This is a genomic window from Caulobacter sp. ALps2, from assembly GCF_058681635.1.
In genome coordinates, this window is sequence record NZ_CM178743.1 from 1,778,775 (window position 1) to 1,795,329 (window position 16,555).

The window sequence follows — 16,555 nt, forward strand, 5'->3', positions numbered from 1 at the left end:
CGCCTATGCTCCCAACCCAAGACCATCTGGCCAGGCGTCGGGCAGGTGGCGCGGGGCGCGGCCGGGAGCCAGTGCGATCAGGTCGAGGCGCACGAAGAGGTCGCGCAGGCCGGCGCGGTGCGCGCTGACATGGGCGGCGGCGCGGCGCAGGCGTTCGCGCTGGGTGGGCGTCACGGCGTCCAGGGCGTCCTCGATCGTCGTCCTTTGCTTGACCTCCACAACGGCCAGCACCTTGCCGCGTTGCGCCAGGAGGTCGATTTCGCCGAGCGGCGTGGCCAGGCGGAAGCCCAGGATGCGGTAGCCCTTGGCCATCAGCCACAACGCCGCCCAGACCTCGGCCCGCCGTCCGAGCCTGCGCGCCGCGGCGCCCCGCACCTGGCGGATGGCCTGACGGACCGGGGCGACCATCAGGCCTGCTCCTTCATGTCTTGGTCTTTTAGGGCCAGGGCCTGGCGGTAAAGATCCTTGCGCGACAGGCCCAGGGCCTTGGCGACCTCGGAGGCGGCCTCGCCCAGGGGCAGGCGGGCCATGGCCTCGCGCAGGGCGGCCTCGGCGTCGGCGGCGGTGGCGACCTTCTCGCTGCCGGGTCCCACCAGGATGACGATCTCGCCCTTGGGGGCCTCGAAGCGTGGGTCGACGGCCAGCTCGGCCAGGGTCCCGCGGATGCAGGTCTCATAGAGCTTGGTCAGTTCACGGCACACGGCCGCCTGGCGCGTCCCGCCGAACACGACGGCCATGTCGGCCAGGCAGTCGTCGACCCGCGAGGCGCCTTCGTAGAAGATCAGGGTGGCGCGGGTGTTGGCGAATTCTTCCAGGAAGGTCCGGCGCGCGGCGCTCTTGGGCGGCGGGAAGCCGGCGAACAGGAAGCGGTCGGTGGGCAGGCCCGCCAGGGTCAGGGCCGCGAGGGCCGCCGAGGCGCCGGGGATCGGGATGACGGCGTGGCCCGCGGCGATCGCCTCTTTCGCCAGGCGATAGCCGGGGTCGGAGACCATCGGCGTGCCGGCGTCCGAGACCAGGGCCACGCGCTCGCCGGCCTCCAGCCGTTCCAGGATACCGGGGATGGCCCGTTCGGCCACGTGTTCGTCGTGGCGTTCCAGCTTGGTCTTGATGGCGTAGGCCGACAGCAGCTTGCCGGTGACGCGGGTGTCCTCGGCCAGCAGCACGTCGCAGGCGGCCAGCACGTCCAGGGCCCGCAGGGTGATGTCACGCAGGTTGCCGATCGGCGTCGCCACCAGATAGAGGCCGGGCGCCAGGGGCGCGTCGGACAGGGCTGGCGGGGGAAGCTGGCGGCTCAACGTGTCGATGTCCTTGGCGCTCAAAATGAAGGCATATCAGGTCGCGAGCGTCCCTGTCAGCCTATCCAGAACGAGGCGGCCCGCGCGAGTGGCGCGCAATCGATTGGGGTCGTCAACGACCAGGCCGGTCTGCACCAGGTCGCGGACCTTGGGCAGATCCGGGTTCAGACCCAGCGGCGCCATCTCATCGAACCCCACGCCGTCGTCGATGCGCAGACCCAGGACGAGGCGCTCCTCGGCGGCCTCTCGCGGGGTCAGGATCTCGCGCTCGAAGCCGAGGCCGGTCGTGTCGACGGCGGCGATGTAGTCCTTGATGGCGCGATGGGCGACGGTGGCCGCGCGGCCTTCGGGCAAGGCCAGACGGCCATGCGCGCCGGGACCGACGCCGACATAGTCGACACCCCGCCAGTAGACGAGGTTGTGCCGCGAGCGGGCCGCCGCGCCCCGGGCGTGGTTGGAGACCTCGTAGGCGTCGAAGCCGGCGGCCTCCAAGAGCTCCTGCGTGGTCTCGAACAGGGTGGCGGCCAGGTCCTCGTCGGGCACGACCAGGGTCCCGCGCCCGACCGCGCGGTCGAAGGCCGTGCCTTGCTCGATGGTCAGCTGGTAGGGCGAGACGTGCTCGGGGCCGAGCGCGATGGCCTCGGCCAGCTCGGCGCGCCAGGCCGCGTCGGTCTGGCCGGGGCGGGCGTAGATCAGGTCGATCGACAGGCGCGGGAAGGCCTTGGTCGCCGCCGCGATCGCCCGTCGCGCCGCGCCGGCGTCGTGGTTGCGGCCCAAGGCCTTCAGGGATTCGTCGTCCAGCGCCTGGACGCCCAGGGACAGTCGCTGGACGCCGGCGTCCGCGAGCGCGGCGAAGCGGTCGGCCTCGGCGTCGGTGGGATTGGCCTCCAGGCTGATCTCGAGATCAGTGACGGGCGACCACAGGCGCTTGGCTGTCTCGATGACCCGCGCCACCTGGGCCGGATCCATCAGCGAGGGCGTGCCGCCGCCGAAGAAGATCGAGAGCAACTGGCGTTCGCCCGTCAGCGCGCGTTGGGCGATCAGATCCGCGACGATCGTGTCGGCCAGAGCCGCTTGCTCCCGCGTCTTGCCCCGGTCGCGAACGACGTTGAAGTCGCAATAGGGGCAGATGCGGGCGCAGTACGGCCAGTGGACATAAACGCCGAGGCTATCAGTCAAACAGCGCCGCCTTCAGCTTGGCGAAGGCGCGGGCGCGGTGGCTCATGGCGTCCTTGGCGGAGGGGTCCATTTCGCCGAATGTCAGGCTCTCGCCCGCGGGCACGAAGATCGGGTCGTAGCCGAAGCCGCGCGTGCCGCGGCCAGGGAACACCAGGGTCCCTTCGACGCGCCCCTCGACGACCACGGCCGGCCCGTTCGGCCAGGCGACGGCCAGGGCCGAGGTGAACCAGGCCGCGTAGTCTTCCTTCCCCGTCGCCTCGATCCGCTCGGCGACCTTGTCCATGGCCATGGCGAAGTCCTTGCCGGGACCTGCCCAGCGGGCGGAATAGACGCCCGGAGCCCCATCCAGGGCCACCACCGACAGGCCGCTGTCGTCGGCCAGGGCCGGCAGGCCCGACAGGTCGGCGGCGTGGCGGGCCTTCAGGAGGGCGTTGCCGACAAACGTGCTCTCGGTCTCGTCCGGCTCGGGCAAACCCAGCTGGCCGGCGGTGACGATCTCGAAGCGGCCGTCCAGCAGGGCGGCGATCTCGGGCACCTTGCCGGGATTGTGGGTGGCGGCCACCAGCCTCGATCCCATTTCAAGCTTCAGCGCCATGTCATCAACTCCGGAAAAGTCAGGTCTCGCGGCTCCTTTACTCTCCAATTTCGCCCTTTGCCCGCAAGGTTCGTGTCATGGCCCTCAAAAAGGCCTCGCCGGCTCCAAACCCGCGGTGTGACCCAAGGGCAACTGTTCCAAACCCTTGTGTATCATTACCGTAGTTTAATATCGTTTTTCGATAATCGAGATTGGCGGAACCCAAATCGCCGCCTATCTGTTGACGTGTGGCGAGGGGCCGAATGGCTCGGCCCCAACCACGTCTCTCAAACTGGAAAACAAGATGTCCGCCGCCCGCCTGTTCCGCATCGCCGACAAGGTCGTCATGACCGCCATTACCGCCGCCCTGATCGTGGCTGTTCCGGTGTCGGCTGTGGCGTTCGTGGCGCAGACGCTTTAAGGCGAGCCAAGAGTTTCCAGGGTTTTCAAGCCCGAGCTTTTGACGTCTCCTCGCGACGCGGGGCATGTTTGAGCGTCGCTGTTGGGGAGCAGCCATGCGTGCGTTGGGGCCCGGCTCCGTATCGAGTTTCCTGAAGATCATCCTCGACGTCATCTACGTCGGGCTGTGGATCTTCGTGAGCCTTCTGTCGCTGTTCACGCTGGTCGCCCTGCTGTTCAGCTTCAATCCCGAATTGCTGGCCTCGATGTTGCCGATCAGCGACGCCGTCGAGGCCATCAGCCGCAATGGCGCGCTGTTCGCCGGCGCGCTGGCGGCCTACGCCCTGCTGCTGGGCGGCTGGATGATCATCGTCGAGCGGCTGCGCAAGATCTTCGCGACCCTGACGGCGGGCGACCCCTTCCATCCCGACAATGTGGTGCGCCTGCGCCTGATCGGCCTCGTCCTGGCCGGTCTGGAGGTGGGGCGCTACGTCTTTTCGGGCATGGCCCGCTGGCTGGCCCCCAAGGCCAAGGTCATCGACGACAGCTTCACCCTGACCGCCTGGTTCTCGGTGCTGGTCGTCTTCGTCCTGGCCGAGGTCTTCCGCGAGGGCGCCCGCCTTCGTCGCGAAGCCGAACTCACGATCTGAACCGGAGCGATCGCCGCATGCCTGTCCGCGTGAACCTCGACCGCGTGCTGCTGGAACGGCGCATGTCGCTGACCGAGCTTTCCGACCGGGTGGGCGTGACGATCGCCAACCTCTCGATCCTGAAGACCGGCAAGGCGAGGGCGGTGCGGTTCTCCACCCTGGACGCCCTGTGCCGAGAGCTGCAGTGTCAGCCCGGCGATCTCCTGACCTTCGAATACGGCCCCGCCGACGGGCAGGACGAGGACTAGTAGGCGCGGCCCTGGCCGTCCTCGCGCCACTTCAGGATCAGCTGGCGGTCTCGGAACTCGAAGGCCTCCAGGCGCTTGAGGAAACTCATCCCCAGCAGCGACCCGCTCATCGGGGCCTTGTTGACCATCACCCGGAAACCCTCCAGCCGGATGGCGCCGACCTCCAGGCTGGTGGCGTCATAGGCGGCGCTGTAGCCCTTGCCGTTGGCGGTCTCGGACTCGTAGCCGTAGGTCAGGGTGTCGACGGGGACTCCCAAGCGACGGGCGTCGGCGGGGCTGAGCACGGTCTCGGTCGCGCCGGTGTCGACCATGAACCGCACGCGCTTTCCGTTGATCAGGCCGTCGACGACATAGTGGCCGTCCTCGCCTTGCGGCACGACCAGCGTGCGCTCGCCGACGGTCACCGGCGTGCCGACGTTGAAGGCCAACTGCAGCCGCTGCGGGATTTGCATCAGCTCGGCGCGATAGGCATAGCCCAGGGCCAGGACCGCGATGATGCTGGTCCAGATCGCCGCGTATTTCAGGTATTGGCGCGGCGAGCCGTGCAGGCCGCGTAGCAGGACGGTCGAGACCAGCACGACCATGCCGAGGCGCAGGAACAGGCTGGCCTGGTCGTCGCCCGTCTGGATCGCCTCGGGATAGGCGCGCATCAGGGCCAGGGCCAGCACGCCGACGGCGGCCAGCAGGCCCAGCCACAGCCACAGGCGATGACGAGGTGGCGACGGCGGCCGGGACGGCGCTACGGCCGGCGGATCGGCTTGCTCCCAGGGACCCTTGGTCAATTCAGCCGCCGCTTCTTCAGCAGGCTGGCGCGGTCCATCGAGCGCACTTCCAGCTCGAAGGCGTCGCCCTCGCGCAGGATTTTCAGGGGCACGCTGACGCCAGCGGGGCCAAGGTCCCACATCCGGTCGTAGAACTCGGCCAGGTCGGCGACCGGGTGGCCGTCGACGGCCAGGATCAGATCCCCGGCCCGCAGCTCGGCGCGGGCGGCCGGACCCTTGGGCGAGATGCCGACGATGACGACGTGGTTCTCCATCTCCTGGGCGAAGACTCCCAGCCACGGACGCGGCGGATGGGGGCTGCGGCCACGGGCCAGCTCGTCCAGGATCGGCGGCAGCAGTTCGGCCGGCACGAACATGTTGATCGGCTTGGCGTCGCCGTTCTGGTCGCGGCCCTCCAGGGTCAGCGAGCCCAGGCCCACCAGGTCGCCCTTGGGACCGATCAGGGCCGCGCCGCTCCAGTGCGGGTGGGCGGGGCCGGTGATGATCGCGTCGTCCAGCAGATATTCCCAGTAGCCGGCGAAGGGCATGCGGGCCAGGACCTTGCCGGCCACGGCGTGGGCGCGACCGCCGGCGCCGGCGGCGATGACCGACGAGCCGGCCTCGAGATCCTTGGCCGAGCCGATGGTCATGACGGGCAGGTCTAGGGGCTCCAGCGCCTGGACGAGGCCGAGGCCCGAGCGGACGTCCAGCCCCAGCACGTGGGCCGGCACGCGCCGGCCATCGTTGCGGGTGAGGGTGACTTCCTCGGCCTCGGTGATCAGGTAAGCCATGGTCAGGACGAGGCCGCCGGGGCCGACGACCACGCCGTTGCCGACCCGCTCGGTTCCCAGGATGCCGGCCGTGTAGGCGTCGGGCGGGACCTGGGCCTCCAGCGCGACCATCGAGGCCAGCGCCTGGTCCAGGTCGAAGCGATACGCCTCGGCCGACGGGCGCAGACGGGCTTCGACTTCGTAGCCTTCGAACGGGGTGGTCACGCGAAACTCCTGATCTTCAGACTAGGAATCTGGGACCGTTACCCCGTTCGAACAAGAGTGACGGGCGGCTTAACCGCCGATCGCCGCGCGCTGCATCACGAACAGCTCGTTGATGCCCTTGTCAGCGAGCGCGTAGAGCGACTCGAATTCGGCGCGGGTGAAGCCGCGCTTTTCGCCGGTGGCCTGGATCTCGACGATGTCGCCCACGCCGGTCAGGACGAAGTTGCTGTCGGCCTCGGCGCTGGAATCTTCCTCGTAGTCGAGGTCGAGGACCGGGGTGTCCTTGAACACGCCGCACGAGACGGCCGCCACCTGGCCCAGGATCGGGTCGGCCTTCAGCACGCCCTCTTCCAGCAGGTAGTTGACCGCCAGGCGCAGGGCGACCCAGGCGCCGGTGATGGCGGCGGTGCGGGTGCCGCCGTCGGCCTGGATGACGTCGCAGTCCAGGCTGATCTGGCGTTCGCCCAGGGCCTTCAGGTCGACCACGGCGCGCAGGGAGCGGCCGATCAGGCGCTGGATCTCTTGCGTGCGGCCGCTCTGCTTGCCGGCGGCGGCTTCGCGGCGCCCGCGGGTGTGGGTGGCGCGGGGCAGCATGCCGTATTCGGCCGTGACCCAGCCGGCGCCCTTGTTACGCATCCAGCCGGGGACGTTTTCCTCGACCGTGGCGGTGACCAGCACCTTGGTGTGGCCGAAGCTGACCAGGCACGAGCCTTCGGCGTAGCGGTTGACGCCGGTTTCCAGCGTGACGGCGCGCAGCTGGTCGGGGGCGCGTTCGGACGGACGCATGGGAAACTCCTGATTTCAGGGCTATTTGAATGTGTGTGGGCTGGCGCTTATCCTATTGAGAGCCGAACTTGAAAGAGGCCGACAGCTTTTGTCCGCCGACCGGGTCCCAAACGACACGCCCCCAAAGAACACGCCCCTATGGCCTTTTAGAGCATGACGCATCTTTTCCCGGGTCCGATCGTCCGTACGCCGGGCCTCACCGAGCTGGACACCCGCGCCCGCGACATTTTCCGGCGCGTGGTCGAGTCGTATCTGGAGACCGGCGATCCGGTCGGCTCGCGCACCCTGTCCAAGGCCGGGCTGGCGCTGTCGCCGGCGTCGATCCGCAACACCATGCAGGACCTGGCGCAGCTGGGCCTGCTGGACGCGCCTCACACCAGCGCCGGCCGGATGCCGACCCATGCGGGCCTGCGGATGTTCGTCGACGGCCTGCTGGAGGTCGGTGACGTCGCCGAGGCCGACAAGCGGGCCATCGAGGCGCGGCTGGCCGTGAAGGGCCGCTCGTTCGAGGAGGCGCTGTCCGAGGCCTCGTCCGTGCTCTCGGGCCTGGCCGGCGGCGCCGGCATCGTCGTCACCCCGGTCCGCGAGGGCGGGGTCAAGCATGTGGAGTTCGTGCCGCTGGGCGGCGGCCAGGTGCTGGCGGTCATGGTGTTCGAGGACGGCCAGGTCGAGAATCGGCTGATGCGCCAGGCTCCCGGCGTCACGCCCTCGGCCCTGCAGGAGGCCTCCAACTTCCTCAACGCCCGCCTGCGCGGCCGCACCCTTTCCGAGACGCGGACCGAGATGGGCGGCGAGCTGGACATCGCCCGCCGGCAATTGGACGAGACCGCCGCCCGCCTGGTCGAGGACGGCCTGGCCGCCTGGAGCGGGGGGGAGGGCGACGCCCGCTCGCTGATCGTGCGCGGACAGGCCAACCTGCTGGCCGACGCCCGGGCTCGCGAGGACATCGACCGCGTGCGCCAGCTGTTCGATGACCTGGAGCAGAAGGGTCAGTTGATCGGCCTGCTCGACGACGTTCGTGACGCCGAGGGCGTGCGCATCTATATCGGGGCCGAAACGCGCCTGTTTTCGCTTTCGGGTTCCTCGGTGATCGCGGCGCCCTATATGACGGGCCGACAGAAGGTGCTGGGCGCGATCGGCGTGATCGGTCCGGCGCGATTGAACTACGCTCGAGTCATTCCGTTGGTGGACTATACCGCCCGGGTGCTGGGGCGGATGATGGATGGATAAGGACTTTACGAGATGACCGACGAGCAAACGCCGGCTGAAGACGTCGCCTTCGAGGCTGATGACGCGTCGCAAGAGATCGAGGCGCTGAAGCTGGAAGTGGCCGCTCTGAAGGAGCAGGCTCTGCGCTACGCCGCCGAGGCCGAGAACACCAAGCGCCGCGCCGAGCGCGAGATGAACGACGCGCGCGCCTACGCGATCCAGAAGTTCGGCCGCGACCTGCTGGGCGTCGCCGACAATCTGTCGCGCGCCACGGCCCACAGCCCGCGCGAGTCGACCGACCCGGCGGTGAAGAACTTCATCATCGGCGTCGAGATGACCGAGAAGGAGCTGCAAGGCGCCTTCGAACGCAACGGCCTGAAAAAGATCGACCCGGCCAAGGGCGAGAAGTTCGACCCGCACCTGCACCAGGCCGTGACCGAGCAACCGTCGACCGAGGTCGCCGCTGGCGGCGTGGTCGCCGTGCTGCAGGCCGGCTACGAGCTGATGGGCCGCCTGGTGCGCCCGGCCATGGTCGCCGTGGCGGCCAAGGGTTCCACGGGCCCCTCCGCGGGATCGACGACCGGTGAGCCGTCGGGCGCTTCGGCCAACCCTTATGCCGGCGCCGGCGCGGATGGCGACAATTCGGGCGGTTCGTTCGACACGAAAGCCTGACTTTAGGTCTAGCGGGCGCGGAAATGACCGCCGCGCCCCCTTTCCCCGTTCGCGCATTGCGATAATGTCGGCGGTCCATTCTCAACGGGGGTAGCGGGCGATTCCATCGGCCGCCCGCGCGATCTGGACCGACTATGAAGCTTACCATCGAACGGGCGGCGCTCCTGAAGGCGCTGGGTCACGTGCAGAGCGTCGTCGAACGCCGCAACACCATCCCGATCCTGTCGAATATCCTGTTGTCGGCCGAGGGCGATCGTCTGTCCTTCTCGGCGACCGACCTGGACATGGAGATCATCGACGAGGGCTTCGCCCAGATCGACGTTCCCGGCCAGATCACCGCGCCGGCCCACACCCTGTATGAAATCGTTCGGAAGCTGCCCGACGGCGCCGACGTCTCGCTGAGCTTCAGCGGCGATGATCCGCGCCTGGTCATCCAGGCGGGCCGTTCGCGCTTCAACCTGCCGGTGCTGCCGGCCGGCGATTTCCCGGTGATGAGCAGCGACGGCCTGTCGGGCCGCATCGCGGTCGACACCAACGAATTGATCCGCCTGATCGACAAGACCCGCTTCGCGATCTCGACCGAAGAGACCCGCTACTATCTGAACGGCCTCTACGTCCACACGGTCAACGAGGGCGGCGAGACCAAGCTGCGCGCCGTGGCCACCGACGGCCACCGCCTGGCCCTGGCCGAGATGCCGGCGCCGGAAGGCGCGGCCGGCCTGCCCGGCGTGATCATCCCGCGCAAGACCATCGCCGAGGCCCGCCGCCTGATGGAATCGGCCGGCGAGACGGTCGACCTGCAGCTGTCGCCCCAGAAGGTCCGCTTCGAGTTCGGCCAGGCCGCCCTGACCTCCAAGGTCATCGACGGCGCCTTCCCGGACTATCTGCGCGTCATCCCGCGCGACAACGCCAAGATCCTGACCCTGGACAACGACCTGTTCGCCAAGGCCGTCGACCGCGTGGCCACCATCTCGGCCGAGAAGAGCCGTTCGGTGAAGCTGGCCATCGAGCCGGGCCGCATCACCCTGACCGTCCGCAACATGGAAGCCGGCCAGGCCGTCGAAGAGGTCGAGGTCGACTACGACGGCGAGCCCTTCGAGATCGGCTTCAACGCCCGCTACCTGCTGGACGTCTGCGGCCAGATCGCCGGTCCGCAAGCCGAGTTCCGCTTCGCCGACCCGGCCAGCCCGACCCTGGTGGTCGATCCGGTCGATCCGGGCGTGAAGTACGTGCTGATGCCGCTGCGGGTCTGATCCGCGCTGGTTTTGTGAGAACAATGAACGGGCGCTCTTGGGCGCCCGTTCTGCTGTTGGGGTCCCGTCATGAAGAAGCTGCTCGCCGCCTCGGCCGCCGTGCTGGCCCTCGCCGCCGCCGTTCCCGCGCTTGCCCAGCAGGCGGTGGATCGCCGGGAGATGGGCAATCAGATTCTCGAGAACGTGCCGGTCGCGCCGCCGGCGATCCACGAGAGCCTGGCCCGCTACCAGAACGCTCGCTCGGCCTATTTCGGCGACTGGGCGCCCAATGGTGGTGTCATTATCACCACCCGGTTTGGCAACACCAACCAGCTGCATATCGTCGCCGCGCCCGGCTCCGACCGTAGCCAGATCACCTTCTATGACGAGCCCGTCGGCGGCGCCCACGCCCTGCCGGGGGGGCAGATCCTGTTCTCCAAGGACACCGGCGGCGACGAGTGGTTCCAGCTCTTCCTGCGCGGCCCCGACGGCAAGACCACGCAATTGACCGAGACCGGCACGCGCAACGGCTCGCCGGCCTGGTCGAAGGACGGCGCGGTCCTGGTCTGGTCGCGATTGACCAAGGGCTCGGGCGACTCCGACGTGCTGATGCGCGACGGCGCCGGCGGGGCGAAGGTGATCCACAAGGGTCAGGGTCAGGTCTCGCCGCTGGCGGTGTCGGCCGACGGCAAGACGGTGCTGCTGGGCCGTTACTTCTCGATCTCGGAGTCCAAGCGCTGGCTACTGGACGTGGCCACCGGCAAGCTGACCGAGCTCAACCCCCGGCAAGACCAAAATCGCCTACAGCGGCGGCAAGTTCACGCCGGACGGCCGTAGCGTGCTGCTGCTGTCGGACGAGGGCTCGGACTTCCAGCGCCTGGTGCAGATCGACCTGGCGACGGGCGCGAAGGTTACCCTTTCGGGTGAGCGTCCCTGGGACATCGAGGACTTCGCTCTGTCCGACGACGGCCGCATCCTGGCTTATGTCGTCAACGAGGACGGCTATTCGAAGCTGGTGGTGCAAGACTTCCGCACCCGTCGCGCGCTGCCGCGGCCGGAGCTGCCGGCCGGGGTGGTCGGCGACATTGCCTTCTCGCCGGACGGGTCGAAGCTGGGCTTCAGCCTGGCCACCCCGACCGCCGCCAGCGACGTCTGGAGCTGGGGCGTGACCGACGCCAAGCTGGAGCGCTGGACGGCCTCGGAGCTGGGCGGCCTGGACGCCAAGGCCCTGGCGACCCCGACGCTGGTCCGCTACCCGTCGTTCGACAAGCGCTCGATCCCGGCTTTTGTTTATCGGCCCAAGCTGGCCGCTGGCCAGCGGGCTCCGGTGATCATCGACATCCACGGCGGGCCGGAGGGTCAGTCGCGCCCGACCTTCAACGCCTTCCACCAGCACACGGTGGCCGAGCTGGGCGCGGCGGTGATCGTCACCAATGTTCGCGGCTCGAGCGGCTACGGCAAGACCTATCTGAACCTCGACAACGCCGAGAAGCGCGAAGACTCGGTCAAGGACATCGGCGCCTTGCTGGACTGGATCAAGACGCAGCCGGATCTCGATCCGTCGCGCGTCGTCGTCTACGGCCAGTCGTACGGCGGCTACATGTCGCTGGCCGTGATGACTCACTATTCCGACCGTCTGGCCGGCGGGGTCGAGCGCTACGGCATCAGCAACTTCGTCTCGTTCCTGCAGAACACCGAGGCCTATCGCCGCGACCTGCGCCGCGTCGAATATGGCGACGAGCGCGACCCGAAGATGCTGAAGGCCTTCGAGACCATCTCGCCGATGAACAACGTGGATAAGATCAGAAAGCCGATGCTGGTCATGCAGGGTTGGAACGATCCCCGCGTGCCCAAGTCCGAATCCGACCAGGTCGTCGCCAAGCTGCGCGGCCAGGGCGTCGAGACCTGGTACGTCCAGTTCAAGGACGAAGGTCACGGCTTCCTCAAGAAAGCCAACAACGACCGCCGCCGCGAGGTGGAGACCCAGTTTCTGCGGAAGGTGCTGGGGATTTCTCTGGCAAAATAGGCGCTTAGCGGGCATGCTTAGCCGTATGGATAAGCATGCCGCCGCCCTCGATGACACCTTCCAGGCGCTGGCCGATCCCACGCGGCGGGCCATTCTGAGCCGTCTGGGCCAGGGTCCCGCCAGCGTCGGCGAGCTGGCCGCGCCTTATGACATGGCCCTGACCTCGTTCATGAAGCACCTGAAGATCCTGGAACGATCCGGATGGATCGTCAGCAGCAAGTCGGGCCGCGTGCGGACCTGTTCGATCGTCACCGACCGTTTCGCCGACGTCGGCGCCTGGGTCTATGGTCACCGTTCGCTGTGGGAACGGTGATCCTGACGTAAGGGTCATATTGCGGAGGCTCATAAGGGCGCTAAGGTCCGTTTCCTTAGAAAACGGGAGGCGGCCCATGGCCAAACTCAGTTACCTTACGGTCGGCTCGAACGACCTGGAGAAGGCCAAGACCTTCTATGACGGCCTGCTGGGCTCGATCGGCTTCAAGCCTTTGTTCGAGCACCCGTCGGGCGGCCGCCTCTATCGCGGCGACGGCTGCATGTTCGGGGTGCTGGGCCCGTACGACGGCAATCCGGCCTGTATCGGCAACGGCATGATGGGCGGGTTCGCCTTCGACACCGTCGAAGAAGTCGACGCCTTCCACGCCAAGGCGCTGGAACTGGGCGGTCAGGACGAAGGCCAGCCGGGCGCGCGGATGCCCAAGGCCTATTTCGCCTATTTCCGCGATCTGGATGGCAACAAGCTCTGCGGCTACAAGATCGGCTGATCGCCGTCAGTAGCATCGGCCGACGACACCGCTTAAGAACGCCGGATGGCGTCGGCCGCTTTGCTTTCCCTGACCCTGACGGACTTCCGCTCGTACGAGCGCGCCCGCCTCGATACCGAGGGGCGCAGCGTCTACCTGTTCGGGGCCAACGGGGCCGGCAAGACCAATCTCCTCGAGGCGATCAGCCTGCTGACCCCCGGCAAGGGCTTGCGCGGCGCCAGCATGGCCGAAGTCGGTCGCCGGCTGCCCGGTGAAGCCGTGGGCCGGGCCTGGGCCGTCGCCGCGGAGGTCGAGAGTGGTGAAGACGCTCCGATCCGCATAGGCGCCGGCGTCGAGCAGGGCGGGGCGGCCCGCCGGACCGTGCGTATCGAGGGCGAGACCGTCTCGCCCGGCCGGCTGGCCGACCACGTAAGGCCGATCTGGTTGACCCCGACCCAGGATCGCCTGTTCCTGGAGGCCGCCACCGAGCGCCGCAAGTTCTTCGATCGCCTGGTCTTCGCCGGCGAGCCGGGCCACGCGGCCAACGCCAACGCCTATGACAAGGCCCAGCGCGAGCGCATGCGGCTGCTGACCGACGCGGCCGAGGCCGGGGCCGCGCCCGACGCGACCTGGCTGAACGCCCTGGAGGCCCGCCTGGCCGAAAGCGGCGCCCTCTTGTCTCAGGCCCGCGCCCGCACGCTTCAGGCCCTGCAGAACGAGATCGACAGCCGCGGCGACCGGCCTTTCCCGCAGGCGCGCCTGACCTTGACCGGCGAGTGGGAGAAACTGGCCCTGGACGGGGTCCCGTTCGCCGAAATCGAGGAAAGGTTAGCCGCCGCGCTCAGTGTCGCGCGGACCCGTGACGGGGCCGCCGGGCGGGCTCTGACCGGTCCGCATCGGGGCGATCTGGCCATCTTCCACGTCGAGAAGGACCGTCCGGCGGCGGAATGCTCGACCGGAGAGCAAAAAGCGCTGATTTTGAACCTGGTTTTGGCCCAGGCGGCGCGACTTTCGCGTGCGGAATCCGCGCCGAATCCTGTAATATTGCTCGACGAAGTCGCCGCGCATCTCGATCTTACGAGACGAGCCGCATTGGCCGACGAACTCACGGCGCTCAAGCTCCAGGCCTTCCTCACCGGCACGGACGAGTCGCTGTTCGACCATCTCAAGGGTCGGGCGCTAGGCGTTCGCGTGTGCGACGCCGGCCTGGACCCACTGGCTTGACCGCCCTGGAAGACGAATGACCGAGAACACCGAAGACCAAGTTCCCGAAGTGTCGGCCGAAGTGAGCTCCCCGGAAATGACGACCGAGGAAGCCGCCGCCCAGTACGGCGCCGACTCGATCAAGGTGCTGAAGGGCCTGGACGCCGTCCGCAAGCGCCCCGGCATGTACATCGGCGACACCGACGACGGTTCGGGCCTGCACCACATGGTCTACGAGGTGGTCGACAACGCCATCGACGAGGCCCTGGCCGGTCACGCCACCAAGGTCCAGGTGATCCTGAACGCCGACGGCTCGGTGACGGTCACCGACGACGGTCGCGGCATCCCCACCGACATCCACGAGGGCGAGGGCGTCTCGGCGGCCGAGGTCATCATGACCCAGCTGCACGCCGGCGGTAAGTTCGACCAGAACAGCTACAAGGTCTCTGGCGGCCTGCACGGCGTGGGCGTCTCGGTCGTCAACGCCCTTTCGGACTGGCTGGAACTGCTGATCCACCGGGGCGGCAAGGTCCACCAGATGCGCTTCGAGCGCGGCGACGCGGTGACCTCGCTGAAGGTCACGGGCGACTCGCCGATGCGCGAGGAGGGGCCTAAGGCCGGCGAGCTGCTATCGGGCACGGAAGTGACCTTCTTCCCGTCGCGCGAGACCTTCGCGTTCATCGAATTCGACCGGAAGACCCTTGAACACCGCCTGCGCGAGCTGGCGTTCCTGAACTCGGGCGTGACGATCTGGTTCAAGGACCATCGCGACGCCGAGCCGTGGGAAGAAAAGCTGCACTATGACGGCGGCATCGAGGCCTTCGTCCGCCACCTGGACAAGGCCAAGACCCCGCTGCTGAAGGCCCCGATCTCGGTGCGCGGCGTCAAGGACAAGGTCGAGGTCGATCTCGCCCTGTGGTGGAACGACAGCTATCACGAGCAGATGCTGTGCTTCACCAACAACATCCCGCAACGGGATGGCGGCACGCACCTTTCGGCGTTCCGCGCGGCCCTGACCCGGATCATCACCGGCTATGCCGAGAGCTCGGGCATCATGAAGAAGGAAAAGGTCAATCTGGGCGGCGAAGACGCCCGGGAAGGCCTGACCTGCGTGCTTTCGGTCAAGGTGCCGGACCCCAAGTTCAGCTCGCAGACCAAGGACAAGCTGGTTTCGTCCGAAGTGCGCCCGGCCGTGGAGAACCTGGTGGCCGAAGGGCTCTCGACCTGGTTCGAGGAGCACCCGAACGAGGCCAGGCAGATCGTCAGCAAGATCGCCGAGGCCGCCGCCGCCCGCGAAGCCGCCCGCAAGGCGCGCGAACTGACCCGCCGCAAGAGCGCCCTGGACATCACCTCGCTGCCCGGCAAGCTGGCCGACTGCTCCGAGCGCGACCCGGCCAAGTCCGAAATCTTCATCGTCGAGGGTGACTCGGCCGGCGGCTCGGCCAAGCAGGCCCGCAACCGCGACAACCAGGCCGTCCTGCCGCTGCGCGGCAAGATCCTGAACGTCGAGCGCGCCCGCTTCGACAAGATGCTCTCGTCCGACCAGATCGGCACGCTGATCACCGCCCTGGGGGCCGGCATCGGCCGCGACGACTTCAATCCGGACAAGGTGCGCTACCACAAGATCGTGCTGATGACCGACGCCGACGTCGACGGCGCCCACATCCGCACCCTGCTGCTGACCTTCTTCTACCGGCAGATGCCGCAGCTGATCGAGCGCGGCTACATCTACATCGCCCAGCCGCCGCTCTACAAAGCCGCCAAGGGCAAGTCCTCGCGCTATCTGAAGGACGACAGCGAGATGGACGCCTTCCTGGTCGACGAAGGCGTCGACGGGGCCGAGCTGGACCTCTCTTCGGGCGAGCGCATGACCGGCCAGGACCTCCTGGCCCTGGTCCAGGCCTGCCGCTCGGCCAAGGGCAATATCGACCGCCTGGCCTCGCGGGCTCCGGCCAGCGCCATCGAGCAGGCGGCCCTGGCCGGCCTGCTGGGCGAGACGCCGGACCCCGTGGCGGCCGCCACCCGCCTGGACCTCTACGCCGAGGAGGGCGATGGTCCCTGGAGCGGCGAGCGCGGCGATACCGGCTTCGTGTTCAGCCGCGTGCGTCGTGGCGTGTCGGAACGGGTGGTGCTGGACGACGTGCTGCTGCACGCCGCCGACGCTCGCCGCCTGGCCGAGCGCGCCGTCCGGCTGGCCGAGATCTTCTCGGCCCGCGCCGTATTCCGCCGCAAGGACAAGTCGACCACCGTCCGCGGTCCGCTGGACCTTGTGAACACGGTGCTGGACGCCGGCCGCAAGGGCCTGACAATCCAGCGCTACAAGGGCCTGGGCGAGATGAACCCCGATCAGCTGTGGGAGACCACTCTGGACGTCGAAGCGCGCACGCTGCTGCAGGTGCGGGTGAATCATGCCGACGACGCCGACGACATGTTCAGCCGCCTGATGGGCGATCTGGTCGAGCCGCGCCGCGAGTTCATCCAGGAAAACGCCCTCGACGCCGAGGTCGACGTCTAGAACGGCGTTCTCCTCGCTGAAATCTTCAGCGCCGGGCGCCCGTTTCGCGGGCGTTCCGGCGCTTTTTCGCA

At 68.1% G+C, this 16,555-nt stretch carries 19 protein-coding genes; 12 read left to right on the top strand and 7 right to left on the bottom strand.

Annotated elements, in window-relative coordinates:
- Window positions 1-3: 3 nt before the first annotated feature.
- The 4 genes from ACW173_RS08465 to rdgB are packed head-to-tail and all read right to left on the bottom strand — an operon-like array spanning window position 4 to window position 3,069.
- Entirely contained in the window at window positions 4-408 is a 405-nt protein-coding gene (locus tag ACW173_RS08465) for a YraN family protein (RefSeq protein WP_492084563.1), read from the bottom strand.
- Window positions 408-1,295: a 16S rRNA (cytidine(1402)-2'-O)-methyltransferase gene (rsmI, locus tag ACW173_RS08470; protein ID WP_492084564.1), complete on the bottom strand. Its 888-nt coding sequence runs from the start codon at window positions 1,293-1,295 to the stop codon at window positions 408-410. Before rsmI ends, ACW173_RS08465 begins: the two co-directional genes overlap by 1 nt.
- A gap of 36 nt (window positions 1,296-1,331) precedes the next feature.
- Complete coding sequence (hemW, locus tag ACW173_RS08475; protein ID WP_492084566.1) at window positions 1,332-2,474, bottom strand: radical SAM family heme chaperone HemW; 1,143 nt, start codon at window positions 2,472-2,474, stop codon at window positions 1,332-1,334.
- Complete coding sequence (gene rdgB / locus ACW173_RS08480; protein WP_492084568.1) at window positions 2,467-3,069, bottom strand: RdgB/HAM1 family non-canonical purine NTP pyrophosphatase; 603 nt, start codon at window positions 3,067-3,069, stop codon at window positions 2,467-2,469. The genes hemW and rdgB overlap by 8 nt, the downstream gene beginning before the upstream one ends.
- Window positions 3,070-3,352: 283 nt before the next feature.
- On the opposite strand from rdgB, the gene ACW173_RS08485 reads away from it, so the two are divergent.
- From ACW173_RS08485 to ACW173_RS08495, 3 genes are all read left to right on the top strand, one after another.
- Window positions 3,353-3,469: a hypothetical protein gene (locus ACW173_RS08485; RefSeq protein WP_310214328.1), complete on the top strand. Its 117-nt coding sequence runs from the start codon at window positions 3,353-3,355 to the stop codon at window positions 3,467-3,469.
- 94 nt (window positions 3,470-3,563) lie between these two features.
- Window positions 3,564-4,097 (top strand): DUF2975 domain-containing protein, encoded by a 534-nt coding sequence (locus tag ACW173_RS08490; RefSeq protein WP_291874712.1) that lies wholly within the window; start codon window positions 3,564-3,566, stop codon window positions 4,095-4,097.
- Window positions 4,098-4,114: 17 nt separating this feature from the next.
- Window positions 4,115-4,345: a helix-turn-helix domain-containing protein gene (locus ACW173_RS08495; RefSeq protein ID WP_492084569.1), complete on the top strand. Its 231-nt coding sequence runs from the start codon at window positions 4,115-4,117 to the stop codon at window positions 4,343-4,345.
- On the opposite strand, the gene ACW173_RS08500 is transcribed toward ACW173_RS08495, so the two are convergent.
- The 3 genes from ACW173_RS08500 to rph all read right to left on the bottom strand — a co-directional run bounded on the left by ACW173_RS08500 (window position 4,342) and on the right by rph (window position 6,887).
- The gene (locus ACW173_RS08500) at window positions 4,342-5,127 is read right to left on the bottom strand and encodes a retropepsin-like aspartic protease family protein (RefSeq protein WP_492084571.1); all 786 of its coding nucleotides are present in this window, start codon (window positions 5,125-5,127) and stop codon (window positions 4,342-4,344) included. The genes ACW173_RS08495 and ACW173_RS08500 overlap by 4 nt on opposite strands.
- A complete protein-coding gene (locus ACW173_RS08505; RefSeq protein WP_492084572.1) occupies window positions 5,124-6,101 on the bottom strand; it encodes a S1C family serine protease in 978 nt (325 codons plus the stop codon). The genes ACW173_RS08500 and ACW173_RS08505 overlap by 4 nt, the downstream gene beginning before the upstream one ends.
- 69 nt (window positions 6,102-6,170) lie before the next feature.
- Window positions 6,171-6,887, bottom strand: a complete 717-nt coding sequence (rph, locus tag ACW173_RS08510) for a ribonuclease PH (RefSeq protein ID WP_492084573.1) — start codon at window positions 6,885-6,887, stop codon at window positions 6,171-6,173.
- A gap of 153 nt (window positions 6,888-7,040) precedes the next feature.
- On the opposite strand from rph, the gene hrcA reads away from it, so the two are divergent.
- The 9 genes from hrcA (at window position 7,041) to gyrB (ending at window position 16,484) form a co-directional block, all read left to right on the top strand.
- Entirely contained in the window at window positions 7,041-8,117 is a 1,077-nt protein-coding gene (hrcA, locus tag ACW173_RS08515) for a heat-inducible transcriptional repressor HrcA (protein WP_492084574.1), read from the top strand.
- 12 nt (window positions 8,118-8,129) lie between these two features.
- Complete coding sequence (grpE, locus tag ACW173_RS08520) at window positions 8,130-8,768, top strand: nucleotide exchange factor GrpE (protein WP_492084576.1); 639 nt, start codon at window positions 8,130-8,132, stop codon at window positions 8,766-8,768.
- A 134-nt stretch (window positions 8,769-8,902) separates the two neighbouring features.
- A complete protein-coding gene (gene dnaN, locus ACW173_RS08525) occupies window positions 8,903-10,021 on the top strand; it encodes a DNA polymerase III subunit beta (RefSeq protein ID WP_492084577.1) in 1,119 nt (372 codons plus the stop codon).
- Window positions 10,022-10,090: 69 nt separating this feature from the next.
- Window positions 10,091-10,837, top strand: coding sequence for a TolB family protein (locus ACW173_RS08530; RefSeq protein WP_492084579.1), 747 nt, complete (start codon window positions 10,091-10,093; stop codon window positions 10,835-10,837).
- A gap of 1 nt (window position 10,838) precedes the next feature.
- Window positions 10,839-12,026, top strand: coding sequence for an alpha/beta hydrolase family protein (locus ACW173_RS08535; protein WP_492084581.1), 1,188 nt, complete (start codon window positions 10,839-10,841; stop codon window positions 12,024-12,026).
- A 25-nt stretch (window positions 12,027-12,051) separates the two neighbouring features.
- Window positions 12,052-12,339, top strand: coding sequence for an ArsR/SmtB family transcription factor (locus ACW173_RS08540; protein WP_492085951.1), 288 nt, complete (start codon window positions 12,052-12,054; stop codon window positions 12,337-12,339).
- Between the two features lie 76 nt (window positions 12,340-12,415).
- Entirely contained in the window at window positions 12,416-12,787 is a 372-nt protein-coding gene (locus ACW173_RS08545; RefSeq protein ID WP_492084582.1) for a VOC family protein, read from the top strand.
- A 45-nt stretch (window positions 12,788-12,832) separates the two neighbouring features.
- On the top strand, window positions 12,833-13,990 hold the full coding sequence (gene recF / locus ACW173_RS08550) for a DNA replication/repair protein RecF (protein WP_492084584.1): 1,158 nt from the start codon (window positions 12,833-12,835) through the stop codon (window positions 13,988-13,990).
- A gap of 16 nt (window positions 13,991-14,006) precedes the next feature.
- Window positions 14,007-16,484, top strand: coding sequence for a DNA topoisomerase (ATP-hydrolyzing) subunit B (gene gyrB, locus ACW173_RS08555; protein WP_492084585.1), 2,478 nt, complete (start codon window positions 14,007-14,009; stop codon window positions 16,482-16,484).
- Window positions 16,485-16,555: the final 71 nt, after the last annotated feature.

Excerpts from the sequence above, each read along its gene's own strand:
- ACW173_RS08490 (WP_291874712.1), top strand. The coding sequence starts at position 3,564 with ATGCGTGCGTTGGGGCCCGGCTCCGTATCGAGTTTCCTGAAGATCATC.
- dnaN (WP_492084577.1), top strand. The coding sequence starts at position 8,903 with ATGAAGCTTACCATCGAACGGGCGGCGCTCCTGAAGGCGCTGGGTCAC.
- ACW173_RS08540 (WP_492085951.1), top strand. The coding sequence starts at position 12,052 with ATGGATAAGCATGCCGCCGCCCTCGATGACACCTTCCAGGCGCTGGCC.
- recF (WP_492084584.1), top strand. The coding sequence starts at position 12,833 with ATGGCGTCGGCCGCTTTGCTTTCCCTGACCCTGACGGACTTCCGCTCG.
- grpE (WP_492084576.1), top strand. The coding sequence starts at position 8,130 with ATGACCGACGAGCAAACGCCGGCTGAAGACGTCGCCTTCGAGGCTGAT.
- ACW173_RS08530 (WP_492084579.1), top strand. The coding sequence starts at position 10,091 with ATGAAGAAGCTGCTCGCCGCCTCGGCCGCCGTGCTGGCCCTCGCCGCC.
- ACW173_RS08485 (WP_310214328.1), top strand. The coding sequence starts at position 3,353 with ATGTCCGCCGCCCGCCTGTTCCGCATCGCCGACAAGGTCGTCATGACC.
- ACW173_RS08545 (WP_492084582.1), top strand. The coding sequence starts at position 12,416 with ATGGCCAAACTCAGTTACCTTACGGTCGGCTCGAACGACCTGGAGAAG.
- ACW173_RS08495 (WP_492084569.1), top strand. The coding sequence starts at position 4,115 with ATGCCTGTCCGCGTGAACCTCGACCGCGTGCTGCTGGAACGGCGCATG.
- rdgB (WP_492084568.1), bottom strand. The coding sequence starts at position 3,069 with ATGGCGCTGAAGCTTGAAATGGGATCGAGGCTGGTGGCCGCCACCCAC.
- ACW173_RS08465 (WP_492084563.1), bottom strand. The coding sequence starts at position 408 with ATGGTCGCCCCGGTCCGTCAGGCCATCCGCCAGGTGCGGGGCGCCGCG.
- rph (WP_492084573.1), bottom strand. The coding sequence starts at position 6,887 with ATGCGTCCGTCCGAACGCGCCCCCGACCAGCTGCGCGCCGTCACGCTG.
- gyrB (WP_492084585.1), top strand. The coding sequence starts at position 14,007 with ATGACCGAGAACACCGAAGACCAAGTTCCCGAAGTGTCGGCCGAAGTG.
- hrcA (WP_492084574.1), top strand. The coding sequence starts at position 7,041 with ATGACGCATCTTTTCCCGGGTCCGATCGTCCGTACGCCGGGCCTCACC.